Below are 16,783 nucleotides of genomic sequence, written 5' to 3' on the forward strand. Positions count from 1 at the left end.
AACATCAAGCCCTGATCGCAAGATCAGGGCTTTTTTGTTGGTCGATCGAAGGTGACTCCAGGGCACTTGCAGTCGGGTCTGCTGGGTCACCAGACCCGACTGCGCAAGTGGGTGGCGGGGCCGAGCCTTTGAGAGCCGGGCCCCGACGTTCAGCCCCCCGCCACGGGCATGAGGGGCACGATCAGCAAGGCCACGATGTTGATGATCTTGATCAACGGGTTCACAGCCGGGCCAGCTGTGTCTTTGTAAGGGTCGCCCACGGTGTCTCCCGTGACAGCGGCCTTGTGGGCTTCGCTGCCCTTGCCACCATGGTGCCCGTCTTCGATGTATTTCTTGGCGTTGTCCCAGGCGCCACCGCCGGTGCACATGGAAATCGCCACAAAGAGGCCCGTCACGATGGTGCCCATGAGCAAACCACCCAGTGCCTTGGGACCCAGGAGCATGCCGACCAGAATGGGCACCACGACAGGCAGCAAACTGGGCACCACCATTTCCTTGATCGCGGCCGAAGTCAGCATGTCGACGGCGCGGCCATATTCGGGCTTGGCCGTGCCTTCCATGATGCCGGGGATCTCTTTGAATTGTCGACGGACTTCGACCACCACGGCACCCGCAGCGCGACCCACGGCCTCCATGGCCATGGCACCAAACAGGTAGGGGATCAAGCCGCCGATGAACAGGCCCACGATCACCATGGGATCACTGAGATCGAAAGTTACCGAGTGCCCGTAGGTGTCCAGCTTGTGGGTGTAATCGGCAAAGAGCACCAGGGCCGCGAGGCCGGCTGATCCGATGGCATAACCTTTGGTGACGGCCTTGGTGGTGTTGCCCACAGCGTCGAGTGGATCCGTCACGTCGCGCACGCTGCTCGGGAGTTCGGCCATTTCGGCAATACCGCCCGCGTTGTCGGTGATGGGGCCGTAAGCATCAAGCGCCACCACGATGCCTGCCATGCTGAGCATCGAGGTGGCCGCGATCGCGATGCCGTACAAGCCGGCCAGGTTGTAAGCCAGCAAGATGGCCATACAAACGAACAGGACGGGCCACGCGGTTGATCGCATGGACACACCCAGGCCCGCAATGATGTTGGTGCCGTGTCCGGTGGTGGACGCCTGAGCAATGTGTTGCACGGGCGCGTATTGGGTGCCGGTGTAGAACTCTGTGATCCAGACCAATGCGGCGGTGAGGACCAAGCCGACCGCGCAGGCGCCAAACAGGCGCATGTGGCTGCCGGTTTCGCTGATGGCGTTGTCGGGCATGACCATGGAAGTCACAAAGTAGAACGCGATCAACGACAGAATGCCAGCGATGGCCAGGCCTTTGTAGAGCGCAGGCATCACGTTTTTCATCCCCGGGCTTGCTTTGACAAAGAAGCATCCGATGATGGACGCAATGATCGACACGCCGCCCAGCGCAAGGGGGTAGAGCGCCGCCTCCATGGGCGCGCTGGTCACCATGAGGGCCCCCAGCACCATGGTGGCGATGAGCGTGACCGCATAGGTCTCGAACAGATCTGCGGCCATACCGGCGCAATCACCCACGTTGTCCCCCACGTTGTCGGCGATCACGGCAGGGTTGCGGGGGTCATCTTCAGGAATACCCGCTTCGACCTTGCCCACAAGGTCTGCGCCCACATCGGCACCCTTGGTGAAGATGCCGCCGCCCAGCCGGGCAAAGATGGAAATCAGCGAGGAGCCAAACGCAAACCCGATCAAGGGATTGAGCAATTTGGCCAGTTCGGCACCTGTGCTGGCCGAGCCGGTGCTCAACAGGTAGATGAAGAACCCTGTCACGCCCAGCAGACCCAGCCCGACGACAAGCATGCCGGTGATGGCCCCCCCTCGAAACGCCACGTCCAACGCTGGCCCAATACCTTTGGTGGCGGCCTGCGCCGTGCGCACATTGGCCTTCACCGAAACGTTCATGCCGATAAATCCACAGGCACCGGAAAGGACCGCACCCAGTACAAATCCCACACCGGTCTTGGCATCGAGAAACACCGCGATCAGCACGGCGAGCACCGCACCCACGATGCCAATGGTTTTGTATTGCCGGGCCAGGTAGGCGGCGGCGCCCATCTGAATAGCGCCAGCAATCTCCTGCATGCGCGGATTGCCGGGGTCCTGGGAAAGGATCCAGCTGCGAGACCAGAAACCATAGGCCACGGCGATCAGCCCGCAAACCAGCGCGAATATGAGCGCAGATTGTCCAACCATAAAGAGTTCTCCTGCTTGTTTTTGACTTGGAGGGGGCAACGCTTGGAGGCGACCCCCGCTGCGTTGCTTCCTCGAGTCCTGGGCTGTGGTGGGATGCACACAACGGAGCAGGGCGATTGGCCAACGCTTTGAATTTAGCCTGTATTGCCTCACTTGGGCAGGCGTCTGGCAGAAGAAGTAAGGCTGGAATCAGTAAAATCAGGGTAAATCCCTGCAACGCGCAAACTTGCGTTGTCCCGAATCACCGGCTCCCTGGTGCTGTAGCGCCAGCGTGGGTCGCCTTGTTCTTCAACCTACTTTCTGAGAAGCCTATGTCTCTTGACAACGTCACCCCCGGCAAAAACGCGCCCGAAGCTTTCAACGTGGTCATCGAAATACCGATGAACGCCGACCCGATCAAATACGAGGTGGACAAGGAAACCGGCGCCATCTTTGTCGATCGTTTCATGAGCACCGCCATGCATTACCCGACCAACTATGGCTACGTCCCGCAGACGCTGTCGGGCGATGGCGATCCGGTGGATGTGCTGGTCATCACGCCGGTGCCGCTGATTCCGGGTGTGGTTGTGACCTGCCGCGCTATCGGTATCCTGATGATGGAAGACGAAGCTGGCGTGGACGGCAAGGTGTTGGCGGTGCCCGTCGACAAGATCTTGCCAATCTACACCCAGTGGCAAAAGCCCGAAGACATGAACCCCATGCGTCTGAACACGATCCAGCACTTCTTTGAGCACTACAAAGACCTGGAGCCCGGCAAATGGGTGAAGATTCTGGGCTGGGAAGGCAAAGACTCCGCCATCAAGGAAATCACCGACGGTATGGCCGCCTACAACAAGGAAAAGGCGAGCCAGAAGGCCTGATGTTTGAAGATGCGGCGGCAGCGCAAAGCCGCTAGCTGCCCGCGAAAGAATGCCTGCACGGATTCACCGTGCAGGCATTTTTTTGTTTTGGCTCTGGTTGATGCACCAAAACCTGTTTTCGAGCTTTCGTGTTGGTGCCTCAGACGTGATCTGCGTCGATGTCCCCGCGGTATTCGATCTTGCCGCGCACGCGGGCACGGGGGTGCATGTCGATCAGCTCGTCGTAGCTGGCATCGCCCAGCAGGGTGGCAGACCCCGTGATTTCCAGCGCTTTGCGGGCGATCACGGTACCGATGACTTTGCCTTCAATGAAGACGTAGTCGGCTTCCAGTCGGGTGTTCTCGATCACGCCGGTGGCGCCCACATGCAGGGTGCCGCCGCTTTCAAACGTGATATTGCCCTTGAGTTGCCCGTCGACTTTGATGCCTTGATCGCGGGTGGTGTGAAAATTGCCGTCGAAAACCGCACCTTCAGCGATCAGGCTGGTGATGGCCGAGAGGCGTTCGGCTGGAACGAGGCGGGTGGAGGTCGGGTTTTGGCTCATGAAATCAAGGCTCCTTGCTGTGCAACCAGTTTTCGGGTTTCAGATGGGGTGTGAAAGGGGTGGCGGCGTCAGGGGTTGAAGCCGCCGGTAGGGCGGAAGGAACGTGGCGAGGCTGTGGCTGTAGAAGCGCAGCGTCTGGCCATGCCGGATCGAAGCGCAGTCTGACGCCAGGGTCGTCTTGCGCGGCCTTGGTCGGCATGGGTGCCGGTATGGATAGAGAGGGTGAAACCGGCATTTCGGCCGCCGTCTCGCTGGGCCAGCCCAAAACAACGCTCCATGTGAATGCCAACACAGCGATAGCGCCCAACGCAGGCAGGCCGTAGCGCCAGCCGAACCAGGCCAGCCATCGCAGTGCAATGCGGCGCTTGGCGACCCAGCGGTCGCGTCGCCAGCTGGCTTGCAATGCGGACAGGCGCACAGCTTCCCCCTCCGGCACCAAAGGTGTCAGGGAGGGGGCAAGTGTTTTGGCAGATTGTCGCCACAGCATGGAAAACCGTCAGGTCCCGGTTTTCTTCACGGTCGCTCGCTCCAGCGTCGCGTTGAGATCGGCGCCGTTGACCTGGATGCGACCGTACCGGACCAGGCCATGAACACTGGCCGTGTCGTGCAGGGAAACCTCGCCCTCGCCTGAGTCCAGGACACCGTCGGTATGGCCCATCACAGAGATCTTTTGCGCCGTGATGTCGCCTTTGACGCGGCCGGTTTCGGTCACCACCACAGCCACCAAGGCGCCCATGGCCTGTGTCAGGTTGCCATCGACCGCACCGGCAACGCTGCAGGGGCCTCGCAGCTCGGCATTGCCGACGAAATGCATACCCTCGGCAACCATGCTGCGTGCCTGTCCGGATTCGAGCCCTTCGTTGAGTTCGGTTGATGCGCCTGCGCTTTGCAGCACGGGCATCTTTGAAGGTTGGCTGGGTGGCATGGCATTGCCTACATCGACCTCCATCGAGGGTGAGCTGGGTGTGCCTGGATCGGGCTCAAATGCCTCGGTGGGCGTGTCGGGCGCATTGTGGGTGTCTTGTGAGTTGTCCATCGATCGATCAGGTTGACGGGGGCGAAAAGATTGTTTGTTGGCTTTCATGTCAGGCGTCTCATCTCCAGGTTTCAACGGGAAGCTGGCTGCACATCATGCAGCACTGGCAGGTTGTCTCCGAGTTTGAGCGTCTTGAATGGGCCCTGCAAGTCAGCACCTTCATAAAGCTGTAAGCGTCTGGCCATGAGCGTGCCGGTGGACACGGCGGTCTTGGAGACATAGGCCATGCCCGTGCATTCAAGGCGGGTGTCTTGCGGGCCAGCGCCGGTATCGCCGAGCTGGCCAAACAGGTACAGGTCACCGGTGACGCGGATATGGCCTCGAACTACCCCTCCGGTCCAGACGATCAGGCGACCATTGACGCGCATGCTGCCCGAGACTTCGCCTTGCACCAGCAAGCCGCCTTCAAAGTAGTTTTCACCCTTCAAATGGCTGCCCGCTGCGACCCGGCTCACCACATTCATGGCGATGGGATCAAGTGTGAGGGTGTCTTGAGGTGTCTTCAGTTCCATGCGGTGAGCCCCCAGACAATCAAAGAAGCGGCGAGGCTGGTCAGGCCGAGCAAGGCGATCAACAGAGCGTGGCGCTCCATGATGCGCCTGGTGCGACCGGGGCGCCGGCGGGTCTGGCCCGCTGGGTCGTGGGCATGGCTGAGCACCAACCACTCTCGCCACAGCCGCGTCAAGCGAGATTCGCCTGTTGAAAGGCTCAGCTCCAGGCCTTCAGGTGTCGGTGATGCTTTCGACTGTCGACGGCCCAGCAACACCGTGAAGGGCGGGCCTACGATGGTTTGGGTGAAAAATGCGTCGCTGTCATCCATGGGGCGAGAGTGTAACTAGAGTGTAACGAATTAATACAAAACCGCGCTATTTCAATAGACCAACTGTGTCGTATTGCTCGATGCGGGTCTGCTCAACTTGCATTGTCGGGCAAGCAGGATTCGTTGCCCTGCAGGATCGGCCTCAAAGGAGAGCGTTGCTCTAGGTGTTCGAGGTATTGCCCAATGCCTTCACCTTCGCGCTGCAGAAACCGCTCGACAGCGTCAGCAAAAGAAGGGTGCGCCAACCAATGTGCACTGGTGGTTTTTACGGGCATCAAGGCACGGGCCATTTTGTGTTCGCCCTGGGCGCCGCCCTCAAATCGGCGGATGCCATGGTCGATGCACCAGGCCAAGGGTTGGTAGTAGCAGGCCTCGAAGTGCAAACAGTCCACCCGCTCCAGGGCACCCCAGTAGCGACCGTAAGCCACTCCGTGGTCAGCGTCCAAACCAATCAAACTGGCTGCGATGGGTTGGCCGTCGCGTTCGGCAATGAAAAGCAACCAGTGTTCGGGCATGTCAGACGCCATCCGGATGAAAAAGGCCGGGCTCAGGTAGGGCGCGTTGCCATGCTCCAGGTAGGTGCGCTCGTAGCACCGGTAAAAAAATTCCCAATCGTTCTGGGTGATGTCGTGACCGCGTGTCCAGCGAAAGGAGACGCCGGCTTCGGCCACTTTGCGCCTTTCCTGCCGGATTTTTTTGCGTTTTTCCTGTTGAAGCGTGCTCAGGAAGTGATCAAAGTCCCGGTAAGGTTCGCCGGAAAGATCGCTGCCCGACCAGTGAAATTGAACCGTGTGACGCAACATCAACCCGGCGGCCTGACAAGCTGCGGTGTCCCGAGGCGACAAAAAAAGCAGGTGCAGGGACGACAGGTCTTCGGTTTTTGCGTGAGCCATCAGGGCATGGATCAGGGCATCGCGGGCGGCATCGTCTCGTGCCAGCAGGCGTGCGCCGGGTACCGGGGTGAACGGTACCGCAACCAGGGCCTTGGGGTAGTAGCTCAGACCATGTTGCTCGTACGCGTTGGCCCACGCCCAGTCAAACACGTACTCGCCGTAAGAGTGCCGCTTGAGGTACATCGGGCATCCGGCCACCAGCGCCTCGCCTTCCCACAAGGTGACGTACTGTGCCTGCCAGCCCGTCCCGGCCACAGCGGCGCCCGTGGTGTGCAGCGCTGCCAGGTATTCGTGGCACATGAAAGGACTGGGATCAGATTCCAGGGCGAGCAGGGCGTTCCAGTCCTCAGCGCGAACTTGTCCGGGCGCGCTCAATACCCGGGTGACATAATTCGACGCAGTCATTCGGGCGCTCCAGGTGAGCCGCTTCGTTCATGGTCTCCGGCAGATTTCACCTGTGAGTTGTGTTCCGCCGCGGATTTCCCGTTTTTTGCCAATTCTTCCGATTTCATGACGCTCAAAGTTTGTGTTGCCCAGTTCAATTTTGTGGTGGGTGACATGGTGGGCAATGCCCGAAGAATCATTGATGCCGCCCACAAGGCCCATGCCCAAGGCGCGCAACTCTTGCTCACGCCGGAGCTCGCACTGTGCGGTTACGCGGCAGAGGACCTTTTTTTGCGTCCAGCCTTCATCGATGCCTGTGATGATGCCCTGAAACAGGTTTGCGCAGAGACCGCTGCGCTCAATGGCCTGACGATTGTGGTGGGACACCCGGCGCGCCACGTGTCGGGCATGGCGCGCCGTGAAAAGAGTGTCTCGGTATCGGCCCTGTTCAATGCGGCGAGCGTGGTGACGCAGGGTGTGGTGCGGCAGACCTATGCCAAACGGGAATTGCCCAACTACCAAGTGTTCGATGAGCGCCGCTATTTTGTGCCTGGCCAGGCGCCCTGCATGGTGGCTGTGCCCGATGCTGACGGGCACATTGTGCAGGTGGGTATCCTGATTTGCGAGGACGCCTGGTTTGATGCGCCTGCGGCGGAGCTGAAGGCGGCTGGGGCAGAGGTGCTGGCGGTCATCAACGCTTCACCGTTTCACACCGGCAAGGGTGGCGAGCGGGAGGCCACGATGCGCGACCGAGTGCTGGCCGTGGGTTTGCCCATGGTGTATGCCCACATGGTGGGAGGCCAGGATGAGATCGTGTTCGAAGGGCGCAGCTTTGTGCTCGGCGCCGACGGCAGCCTGCTGGGCCGCGCCATCAGTTTTGAGGAAACGCTGTTTGAAGTGGCCCTGAGGCGTGCGCCAACTGGCTGGGTTGCGCAAGCCGTCATGGACCCACCGCACAGTCAGGAGGCCGATCTGTGGCACGCGCTGGTGCTGGGGGTGCGCGACTACATTGGGAAAAATGGGTTTCCCACGGTCTTGCTGGGGTTGTCCGGGGGGATTGATTCGGCGCTGGTGCTGGCCATCGCCGTGGATGCACTGGGCAAGGACCGGGTGCGTGCCGTGATGATGCCATCGCCCTACACGGCTGATATTTCCTGGATCGACGCGCGCGACATGGCCAAGCGCATGGGCGTGCGCTACGACGAAATTGATATCGCACCGCATTTTGAGGCGTTCAAGAGCAGCCTGGCCCTGGAGTTCGCCGGACGGCCCGAAGACACCACCGAGGAAAACCTTCAGGCCCGCATCCGCGGCACATTGCTCATGGCGTTGTCCAACAAGTTTGGCGGTATCGTGCTGACCACTGGCAACAAGAGCGAAATGGCCACCGGCTATTGCACGCTGTATGGCGACATGGCGGGTGGGTTTGCCGTGATCAAGGATGTGGTCAAGACACTGGTGTTCCGTCTGGCCAATTGGCGCAACCAGCACGACCCCTACCGCACGGGCAGTGAACCCATCCCCGAGCGCATCATCACGCGGCCACCCAGCGCCGAGCTGCGGGCCGATCAGAAAGACCAGGACAGCCTGCCGGCCTACGAGGTGCTGGACGCCATCATTGAGCGCTACATGGAAAACGATGAGAGCCCGGCCCAGATCGTAGCCGATGGGTTTGAGCGGGCCGATGTCGACAAGGTGGTCCGCCTGATTCGCATCAATGAGTACAAGCGCCGCCAGTCGCCTGTGGGCATTCGCGTGACCCACCGCGGCTTTGGCCGCGACTGGCGCTACCCGATCACGAGCAAATACCGGGCTTGATGCGAAGCGGTAGGGGGCCGGTCCCCTGCGTTGCGCAGAGCCGGGCTCGGCTTTTCCTCGCGCCTTGGCGCTCAGGTGAGCGTCAAGGCTTTTCGAGTTGCAGCATGCTGCGCATCTCGCCCACCTCGATCCCTGCCGCATTTTTCATGGGCGGAGGCAGCATCGCCCGCAGGGCAGAGCGGCTCTCGTCGTCCGTCCAGCCCAGCTGGTCCAGCGCATCGGCCAAGGCCACCATCAAAGGCGCCAGGCTGCCATCGCTGCATTTGGCCGCGATCCCGACCCCCCGGCTGAAGCTGGCGATCGCCTGCACACCGTCTGCGCCCACCTTGCTGACCCAGTCGCCGCGTCCTGCAGACATCAACACGAGGTCGTTGCGGCCGCGTCCGCTGACCAGCTCGGGGTAGCGGCTCATCGCACGGGCAATCCGCTGCGGAGCCTGGCCATAGAAGGCATCGGGTTCGGTGATCGTGAGCTTTGCAAACGCATGGGCGAGGCCCGTCAGCGGCACGGCGTAGTTGGGTGCACTGCAGCCATCAATGCCCCTCACCAGCTCAGATTCATGGATGCCGCAAAAGTGGCTGACGCTGCGTGCGATCGCCTGTTGCACGGCGTGGGAACCCTCCAGGTAGCCCGACAAGGGTTGCGCCAGCATGTGGGCGAGTAACAGCATGCCCGTGTGTTTGCCGGAGCAGTTGTGTTGCAGTCGGGAGTAGGTGTCGCCCGGCATCGGCATTTGACCGGTCGCCGCGTAGAAGTAGGGCGTGTGGCAACCGCAGGCCAGGTCGCGCTCACTCGCGCCGATCTTGGCCAGCAGCCGGGCTGCGCGCTCGGTGTGCATGGGCTCACCGTTGTGGCTGGCGCAAAGCAGGGCGATATCGGGTTCGTCCAGGCCCAGGGAGTCGCCGATTTGGGCAATCAAGGGCATTGCCTGGAAGGGTTTGAGCGACGAGCGAGTGAACATCGGGAAGCGCTGATCCCCCGCGCTTGCCAGCAGCTTGCCCTGGGCGTTGACCACCGCAAAGGAGCCGTAATGGACATTTTCCGGGTGCCCGCCCCGGAAAGTGGCGGCGATGGGGGTGTGTCGAGGCAAGTTGAAGAGCTTCATGGGGGCGATTTCAACACAGCATCTCGCGCGGGGACAAAGAGGGGCGTTGTGGATCAGCTGCCCGGTCAAGCGATCCACGTGATAAAGTTTTGCCTTTTCCTTTTCGCTCTTTTGGAGTTCAGTGCATGAAGCAGATCACCGCCGTCATCAAACCCTTCAAGCTTGAAGAAGTGCGCGAATCGCTCGCCGAACAAGGCGTGACCGGCTTGACGGTGACCGAAGTCAAGGGTTTTGGCCGCCAGAAGGGCCACACGGAACTCTACCGTGGTGCAGAGTACGTGGTTGATTTCCTGCCCAAGGTCAAGTTGGAAGTGGTCGTGAAATCGGAAGATGTGGATCGCTGCGTAGAAGCGATCATCAAGGCGGCGCACACCGGCAAGATCGGTGATGGCAAGATTTTTGTGACCTCGGTCGACCGCGTTGTTCGCATCCGCACCGGCGAAGAAGACGAAACCGCCGTCTGACCGACCGCACCCAGCCCGTCTGAAATCAGGCGCCACCGATCACTGAGGTCGGTGGCGTTTTGTTTTTGTTGGCGCTCAGCCGTGGGTGGGAGCGCATCCGCGTTTGTCAAGGCCTCGGGGGTGAAACAAGCGAGCCCCACAGGTCGAGGGGATCACTTCAGACGGCGTCCAGCCGGTCTTCAGGGGCCAGTCCTGCCGCCTGGATCAAGGCTGGCAAGAGACGCGCAGCGTCGTCGTCCATTTGCATCAGATCCATCTGCCAGTCGCCCATGAATTGTTGCTCTACGCTGTTGTTCAGAAACCGCATCAGACCGTCGTAATAGCCGGCGATGTTGAGCAGGCCCACTGGCTTGTCGTGGTAACCGAGCTGGCGCCAGGTCCAGACCTCAAAGAATTCTTCAAAGGTGCCGATGCCGCCGGGCATGGCCAGGAAGGCGTCGGAGTGCTCTGCCATGAGGCGCTTGCGCTCGTGCATGGTGTCCACCACGATGAGCTCGGTGCAATTGTGGTTGGCCCATTCCTTCTCAACCAGGGCCTTGGGGATGATGCCGATCACGCGGCCTCCTGCATCGAGCGTGGCCTGGGCCACGGTGCCCATGAGGCCGTTGCATCCGCCGCCGTACACGAGCTGACCGCCGTGCTCACCGATCCAGCGGCCCACCTGAGCGGCGGCCTGGGCAAATGCCGGGTCAATACCCGGTTTCGATCCGCAGTAAACGCAGAGTGAGAAATTTGTGTTGTCCATTTTGTGGCTTCCTTACTGGGCCAAGTGAGTCCAAAGGGCTGCGATCCAGATACCTCCGCAGCCCAGCAGACTCAGCAGGACGGCCGCGCTGCCCATGTCTTTGGCGCGTTTGGCGAGCGCATGCCATTCAGGCCCGATGCGGTCAATGGCCGATTCGATGCCGGTGTTCAGCAGCTCCACAACCAACACCATCAGCACGCTGCCCGCCAGCAGTGCAGCTTCAACCCAGTTTCTTCCCAGCCAAAAGGCAGCGGGGAGCATCACCATCGCCGCCAGGGCCTCTTGACGGAACGCCGTTTCGCCCCAGCCGGCACGCAAGCCGGCCATGGAGTAGCCGAAGGCGTGGCCCATGCGGGACAAGCCCTTGCGCTGTTTTTGCGCGTCCGTGGCTTCGTGCTGGCTCATGATTTGAACAAAGGTTTGCGCGGCTTGGCGGGGGGGCCCACATGGTGCACCAGTCGGGTGCCCGCCAGCGCATCGTGCGGAAACTGCCGCTGCACGTGAAACCGTGACAGCAGGGCCCAGATCGCAATCCAGCCCAGGCTGATCACCCCGATTTCAGCACCGCTGAGGCTGAAAGCGTAGCCCGCGGCCAGGGGCGGTAGAAACCACAGCCAGCTCAGCACGTAGCGCAACAGAGCCCGTGTTTGCGTGAGGGCTTTGCCTTGGCTGTCGACCACGCGGATGTGCCAGGTTTTCATGGCCAAGGTCTGTCCCCTGGACCAGAACCAGGTGAAGTAAATACCAAACACCACGAACAGGAAGGCCTGCTGCCAGTGGCGGTTGTCCAGCGCATTCCGGGTCTGGGTCAACGTTGAAAACAGGTAGCCGGCGATGAAGACGACGCCGAACATCAACATGCCTTCGTACAGCCAGCAAGCCATGCGGCGGGTCAGGGGTGGTGCCAGGAGATTGGGCAAGGCGGTCGGGTGTGGGGATTCGGCGGTCATGGGTGGGGCAAAAACAAGCTGGCTGGATTGTCGCATCGCAGCAATTTGGTTCGAAAAATGCCACTTTCATTGCGTATTCGACCGAGGGGGCATGTTGCAGTGCGATAATGCGCGTTGCAATTCAACAGGCAAACGGGTCTGGGTCCGGCGGGTTATGTGTCCGCTCATGGCTTCAGGTCTCAAGTTTCGACACCGCTTCACAAGAGTGGGTGAAGAGGCACCCAAGGTATTTCGTCAGAGAAATTCTCGAAAGGTTCATCATGGAAATCAACAAGGCCGAACTGGCCGCTGCTGCCGCATCCGGCGCAGCCCCTCAAGAACTCCGCGGAGCAGAAATCCTCATCAAGTCTTTGCAGGCTGAAGGGGTCAAGTACATCTGGGGTTACCCCGGTGGTGCTGTTCTGCACATCTACGACGCGTTCTACAAACAAGACACGATTCAGCATGTGCTGGTGCGCCATGAGCAGGCGGCTGTGCATGCTGCAGACGGCTATGCTCGCGCCACTGGCGATGTTGGTGTGGCCCTGGTCACGTCTGGCCCGGGCGTCACCAACGCCATCACCGGCATTGCCACGGCCTACATGGACAGCATTCCCATGGTGATTGTCTGTGGGCAGGTGCCCACGGCCGCGATTGGTCTGGATGCTTTCCAGGAATGCGACACCGTCGGCATCACCCGCCCCATCGTCAAGCACAACTTCCTGGTGAAGGATGCGGCCGACATGGCCATGGTGATGAAGAAGGCTTTCCACATCGCGCGCAGTGGCCGCCCCGGCCCTGTGGTGGTGGACATCCCGAAAGACGTCTCTTTCAACAAAGTGCCTTTCGCGGGTTACCCCGAGACGGTGCACATGCGTTCCTACAACCCGGTGCGCAAAGGCCATGGCGGCCAGATCCGCAAGGCCTTGCAGCTGTTGTTGACCGCCAAGCGTCCGTACATCTACACCGGCGGCGGTGTGTTGCTCGGCAACGCGGTGCAAGAGCTGCGAACGCTGGTGGATCTGTTGGGTTATCCGGTGACCAACACCCTCATGGGCCTGGGGGCCTACCCAGCCTCTGACAAGAAGTTTCTCGGCATGCTGGGCATGCACGGTACGGTCGAAGCCAACAACGCGATGCAGAACTGCGACGTGTTGCTGGCGGTGGGTGCCCGGTTTGACGATCGCGTGATCGGCAACCCCAAGCACTTTGCTCAAAACGAACGCAAGATCATTCACATCGATATCGATCCGTCCAGCATCTCCAAGCGGGTCAAGGTTGACATTCCGATCGTGGGTGACGTCAAAGACGTATTGACCGAGCTGATCAACATGATCCGCGAGACCACGACGCGCGTGGAACCCAAGGTGTTGGCCGACTGGTGGACCACCATTGAAGCTTGGCGCTCCACGGATTGCCTCAAGTACGACCATGGTGACGGCAGTGTGATCAAGCCGCAGTACGTGATCGAAACCCTGTGTGATATGACCAAGGATGTCGAGGCCTACATCACCTCCGACGTGGGTCAGCACCAGATGTGGGCGGCGCAGTACTACAAGTTCAATGAACCCCGCCGCTGGATCAATTCCGGCGGTCTGGGCACCATGGGCGTGGGCATTCCTTATGCCATGGGCATCAAACTGGCCAAGCCCGAGAGCGAAGTGTTTTGCGTCACGGGTGAAGGCTCGGTGCAGATGTGCATTCAGGAGTTGTCCACCTGCCTGCAATACAACACGCCGATCAAGATCTGCGCGCTGAACAACCGCTACCTTGGCATGGTGCGCCAGTGGCAAGAAATCGACTACGAAGGCCGCTACAGCCACAGCTACATGGATGCGCTGCCGAACTTCGTGAAGCTGGCCGAGGCCTATGGTCACGTGGGTATGTTGATCGAGCGTCCCCAAGACGTTGAGCCTGCGCTGCGCGAAGCGCGCAAGCTCAAGGACCGCACAGTGTTCATGGACTTCCGCACCGACCCCACCGAGAACGTGTTTCCCATGGTCAAAGCCGGCAGGGGCATCACCGAGATGCTGCTGGGGTCCGAAGACCTCTGATCGGCGCTTCATCACAATCCTGCCCGCGGCGCTGACGCACCGCGGGCCTCCCTTAGACGAATCTATTTGCAGCCAAGCCTGCGCATTACCGTGCGCCGGGGAGGGCTCAGAAAAGAGGAATCCTCATCATGAAACACATCATTGCTGTCTTGCTCGAAAACGAAGCGGGCGCCCTCTCCAGGGTTGTGGGCCTGTTTTCGGCCCGTGGTTACAACATCGAGTCGCTCACTGTGGCGCCCACCGAAGATCCATCGCTCTCGCGCATGACGATCCACACGGCGGGTTCCGAGGAGACCATTGAGCAGATCACCAAACACCTGAACCGCCTGATCGAAGTGGTCAAAGTGGTTGACCTGACCGAAGGGGCTTACACCGAGCGCGAGCTCATGTTGGTCAAGGTGCGCGCTGTGGGCAAAGAGCGCGAAGAAATGAAGCGCATGGCCGACATCTTTCGCGGCCGTGTGATCGATGTGACCGACAAGAGCTACACCATCGAACTCACAGGCGACCAAGGCAAGAACGACGCCTTCCTGGAAGCGATCGACCGCGCTGCGATTCTGGAAACGGTACGCACCGGTTCCTGTGGCATCGGCCGAGGTGAGAGAATCCTTCGCGTCTGATTTTTCAAGGCTCAGCCCTTTTACCCGTTCGGGCTGGGTCTGTCGAAGTCCGGTCGCTCACGCAGCCGGCACCTGAAGTCCTTCGACAGGCTCAGGGTGAACGGGATGACAACACAACCTTTATTTTTTGGAGTACCCCATGAAAGTTTTCTACGACAAAGACTGTGATCTGAGCCTGATCAAGGGCAAAACGGTTGCCATCCTGGGCTACGGCTCGCAAGGCCACGCCCACGCCCAAAACCTGAACGACAGCGGCGTGAAAGTCGTGGTCGGTCTGCGCAAAGGTGGCGCTTCCTGGGACAAAGTCGGCAAGGCCGGCCTGACCGTGATGGAAGTGAACGACGCGGTGAAAGCGGCCGACGTGGTCATGATCCTGTTGCCCGACGAGAATATCGGCGAGGTCTACAGAAACAATGTGGCGCCCCATCTGAAGCAGGGTGCCTCGCTGGCTTTCGCCCACGGTTTCAACGTGCATTACAACCAGGTTGTGCCCCGCGCCGATCTGGACGTCTGGATGGTCGCGCCCAAGGCGCCTGGCCACACGGTGCGCAACACCTATGCACAGGGTGGTGGCGTGCCTCACCTCGTGGCAGTGCATCAGGACAAGAGCGGCAAGGCCCGTGACCTGGCCTTGAGCTATGCCATGGCCAATGGTGGTGGCAAGGCCGGCATCATCGAGACCAACTTCAAAGAAGAAACCGAGACCGATCTGTTCGGAGAGCAGGCCGTTTTGTGCGGTGGTGCGGTGGAACTGGTCAAGATGGGCTTTGAGACGCTGGTGGAAGCCGGTTATGCGCCTGAAATGGCCTATTTCGAGTGCCTGCACGAGTTGAAGCTGATCGTTGACCTGATCTATGAAGGCGGCATCGCCAACATGAATTACTCGATCTCGAACAACGCCGAGTTCGGTGAATATGTGACCGGCCCAGAGGTGATCAACGCCGAAAGCCGCGAAGCCATGCGCAATGCCCTGAAGCGCATCCAGAACGGCGACTACGCCAAGATGTTCATTCAGGAAGGCCAGCTGAACTACCCGAGCATGACCGCCCGCCGCCGCAACACCGCCGATCACCAGATCGAGGTGGTGGGTGAAAAGCTGCGCGCCATGATGCCTTGGATCGCCAAGAACAAGCTGGTGGACCAGACCCGCAACTGATCTGGCTGTCTGTGCGGCTCGCATGAGCGGGCCGGTCGCAGCTTCCCGACCCAAAGGCCACTTCGGTGGCCTTTGTCATTGGTGCTGAGCTGATGCGCAGTAGCTGATCCGTGGCTTACACTGGTACCCATCAGCGCCCCGCGATCCCTGGGACCCCGTGGGCTTGTTTACACACGAGAACTCTTGATGCAAGACGACGATACTTTGAATGCTTCGGCCCCTGAGGGACGAAAGCGGACCAAGGGCATCTACATGGTGCCCAACATGATCACCCTGGCGGCGTTGTTTGGTGGCTTTTATGCCATCGTGATGGCCATGAATGGCCGCTTCGAGATGTCCACTGTGGCGATTTTTGTGGCCATGGTGCTGGACAGCCTGGATGGCCGCGTGGCCCGCATGACCAACACGCAAAGTGCGTTCGGCGAGCAGATGGATTCACTCTCGGACATGGTTTCGTTTGGTGCCGCACCCGCGCTGGTGGCGTACATCTGGACCCTCAATTCGCTGGGACGTTGGGGTTGGATTGCTGCCTTTGTGTATTGCGCCTGTGCCGCCTTGAGATTGGCCCGTTTCAATGTCAACACAGGCGTGGTGGACAAACGCTATTTCCAGGGGTTGCCTTCGCCTGCCGCAGCAGCCATCGTGGCAGGCTTTATCTGGTTGGCCACTGACGCTCGCCTGGATCCACACGCCATGCGCTGGTTCCTGTTTGGTATCACCCTGTTCGCAGGCTTGACGATGGTGACCAATGTCCCGTTTTACAGTTTCAAAGACCTGAGCCTCAAACGCAGCGTGCCTTTTGCCGCCATCGTGTTGGTGGCCTTGGGCATTGCTGTGATCAATATTGACCCACCCACGGTGCTGTTTTCCTTGTTTGTGCTGTACGGCCTTTCAGGCTATGCCATCCTGATCTGGCGCAAGGCCAAAGGCCGTCCATCGAGTTTGATCAGCACATCCACCGATGAGCCCGAAGAGCGCGGCATGCACGAATAGGCCGTTGCCATGGACGCGATTGTCAAGCGCTATCGAGCTGGATGACGTGGTGTGATACATTGCTTCTCATGAAACAAGTTTCGTTCTCGCTACTAATGGGTGTCCACCACGGGCATGCTTGGTAACGCGCGAGCGATCTCTCCAAA

At 60.2% G+C, this 16,783-nt stretch carries 18 protein-coding genes; 7 read left to right on the top strand and 11 right to left on the bottom strand.

Features of this window, described 5'->3' with window-relative positions; translation table 11 throughout:
- Nucleotides 1-149: 149 nt before the first annotated feature.
- Entirely contained in the window at nt 150-2,216 is a 2,067-nt protein-coding gene (locus tag E5678_RS04495; protein WP_136177414.1) for a sodium-translocating pyrophosphatase, read from the bottom strand.
- 311 nt (nt 2,217-2,527) lie between these two features.
- Here E5678_RS04495 and ppa point away from each other — a divergent pair, with 311 nt between their 5' ends.
- On the top strand, nt 2,528-3,076 hold the full coding sequence (gene ppa, locus E5678_RS04500; RefSeq protein ID WP_136177415.1) for an inorganic diphosphatase: 549 nt from the start codon (nt 2,528-2,530) through the stop codon (nt 3,074-3,076).
- A 139-nt stretch (nt 3,077-3,215) separates the two neighbouring features.
- Here the strand turns inward: ppa and E5678_RS04505 are convergent, their stop codons facing one another.
- The 6 genes from E5678_RS04505 to E5678_RS04530 all read right to left on the bottom strand — a co-directional run bounded on the left by E5678_RS04505 (nt 3,216) and on the right by E5678_RS04530 (nt 6,774).
- Nucleotides 3,216-3,620 carry a polymer-forming cytoskeletal protein gene (locus E5678_RS04505; RefSeq protein WP_136177416.1) on the bottom strand — a complete coding sequence of 135 codons (405 nt, stop codon included), beginning with the start codon at nt 3,618-3,620 and terminating at the stop codon, nt 3,216-3,218.
- Nucleotides 3,621-3,624: 4 nt separating this feature from the next.
- Nucleotides 3,625-4,038: a hypothetical protein gene (locus tag E5678_RS04510; RefSeq protein ID WP_136177417.1), complete on the bottom strand. Its 414-nt coding sequence runs from the start codon at nt 4,036-4,038 to the stop codon at nt 3,625-3,627.
- A gap of 78 nt (nt 4,039-4,116) precedes the next feature.
- The gene (locus tag E5678_RS04515; protein WP_210731984.1) at nt 4,117-4,656 is read right to left on the bottom strand and encodes a polymer-forming cytoskeletal protein; all 540 of its coding nucleotides are present in this window, start codon (nt 4,654-4,656) and stop codon (nt 4,117-4,119) included.
- A gap of 71 nt (nt 4,657-4,727) precedes the next feature.
- Nucleotides 4,728-5,168: a polymer-forming cytoskeletal protein gene (locus tag E5678_RS04520; RefSeq protein ID WP_136177419.1), complete on the bottom strand. Its 441-nt coding sequence runs from the start codon at nt 5,166-5,168 to the stop codon at nt 4,728-4,730.
- On the bottom strand, nt 5,159-5,476 hold the full coding sequence (locus E5678_RS04525) for a hypothetical protein (RefSeq protein WP_136177420.1): 318 nt from the start codon (nt 5,474-5,476) through the stop codon (nt 5,159-5,161). The genes E5678_RS04520 and E5678_RS04525 overlap by 10 nt, the downstream gene beginning before the upstream one ends.
- 92 nt (nt 5,477-5,568) lie before the next feature.
- Complete coding sequence (locus E5678_RS04530; protein WP_136177421.1) at nt 5,569-6,774, bottom strand: GNAT family N-acetyltransferase; 1,206 nt, start codon at nt 6,772-6,774, stop codon at nt 5,569-5,571.
- A gap of 105 nt (nt 6,775-6,879) precedes the next feature.
- On the opposite strand from E5678_RS04530, the gene E5678_RS04535 reads away from it, so the two are divergent.
- Nucleotides 6,880-8,571: an NAD+ synthase gene (locus E5678_RS04535; protein WP_136177422.1), complete on the top strand. Its 1,692-nt coding sequence runs from the start codon at nt 6,880-6,882 to the stop codon at nt 8,569-8,571.
- A gap of 82 nt (nt 8,572-8,653) precedes the next feature.
- On the opposite strand, the gene E5678_RS04540 is transcribed toward E5678_RS04535, so the two are convergent.
- On the bottom strand, nt 8,654-9,676 hold the full coding sequence (locus E5678_RS04540) for an asparaginase (RefSeq protein WP_136177423.1): 1,023 nt from the start codon (nt 9,674-9,676) through the stop codon (nt 8,654-8,656).
- 125 nt (nt 9,677-9,801) lie between these two features.
- Here E5678_RS04540 and E5678_RS04545 point away from each other — a divergent pair, with 125 nt between their 5' ends.
- Nucleotides 9,802-10,140 (top strand): P-II family nitrogen regulator, encoded by a 339-nt coding sequence (locus tag E5678_RS04545; protein ID WP_136177424.1) that lies wholly within the window; start codon nt 9,802-9,804, stop codon nt 10,138-10,140.
- 157 nt (nt 10,141-10,297) lie between these two features.
- Here the strand turns inward: E5678_RS04545 and E5678_RS04550 are convergent, their stop codons facing one another.
- Genes E5678_RS04550 through E5678_RS04560 form a run of 3 tightly spaced genes read right to left on the bottom strand, consistent with a single transcriptional unit; the run spans nt 10,298 to nt 11,835 of the window.
- Nucleotides 10,298-10,885, bottom strand: coding sequence for a TIGR00730 family Rossman fold protein (locus E5678_RS04550; protein WP_136177425.1), 588 nt, complete (start codon nt 10,883-10,885; stop codon nt 10,298-10,300).
- A gap of 12 nt (nt 10,886-10,897) precedes the next feature.
- On the bottom strand, nt 10,898-11,290 hold the full coding sequence (locus E5678_RS04555; RefSeq protein ID WP_136177426.1) for a diacylglycerol kinase: 393 nt from the start codon (nt 11,288-11,290) through the stop codon (nt 10,898-10,900).
- Entirely contained in the window at nt 11,287-11,835 is a 549-nt protein-coding gene (locus E5678_RS04560) for an RDD family protein (RefSeq protein ID WP_136177427.1), read from the bottom strand. Before E5678_RS04560 ends, E5678_RS04555 begins: the two co-directional genes overlap by 4 nt.
- A gap of 260 nt (nt 11,836-12,095) precedes the next feature.
- Between E5678_RS04560 and E5678_RS04565 the strand changes: the two genes are divergently transcribed.
- The 4 genes from E5678_RS04565 to pssA all read left to right on the top strand — a co-directional run bounded on the left by E5678_RS04565 (nt 12,096) and on the right by pssA (nt 16,637).
- A complete protein-coding gene (locus E5678_RS04565; protein WP_136177428.1) occupies nt 12,096-13,868 on the top strand; it encodes an acetolactate synthase 3 catalytic subunit in 1,773 nt (590 codons plus the stop codon).
- 128 nt (nt 13,869-13,996) lie between these two features.
- Complete coding sequence (ilvN, locus tag E5678_RS04570) at nt 13,997-14,488, top strand: acetolactate synthase small subunit (protein WP_136177429.1); 492 nt, start codon at nt 13,997-13,999, stop codon at nt 14,486-14,488.
- Between the two features lie 139 nt (nt 14,489-14,627).
- Complete coding sequence (gene ilvC / locus E5678_RS04575) at nt 14,628-15,644, top strand: ketol-acid reductoisomerase (RefSeq protein ID WP_136177430.1); 1,017 nt, start codon at nt 14,628-14,630, stop codon at nt 15,642-15,644.
- 186 nt (nt 15,645-15,830) lie between these two features.
- A complete protein-coding gene (gene pssA, locus E5678_RS04580; protein WP_136177431.1) occupies nt 15,831-16,637 on the top strand; it encodes a CDP-diacylglycerol--serine O-phosphatidyltransferase in 807 nt (268 codons plus the stop codon).
- Nucleotides 16,638-16,783: the final 146 nt, after the last annotated feature.

The organism is Hydrogenophaga sp. PAMC20947 (genome assembly GCF_004795855.1).
In the GTDB taxonomy this organism is placed as follows: Bacteria; Pseudomonadota; Gammaproteobacteria; order Burkholderiales; family Burkholderiaceae_C; genus Hydrogenophaga.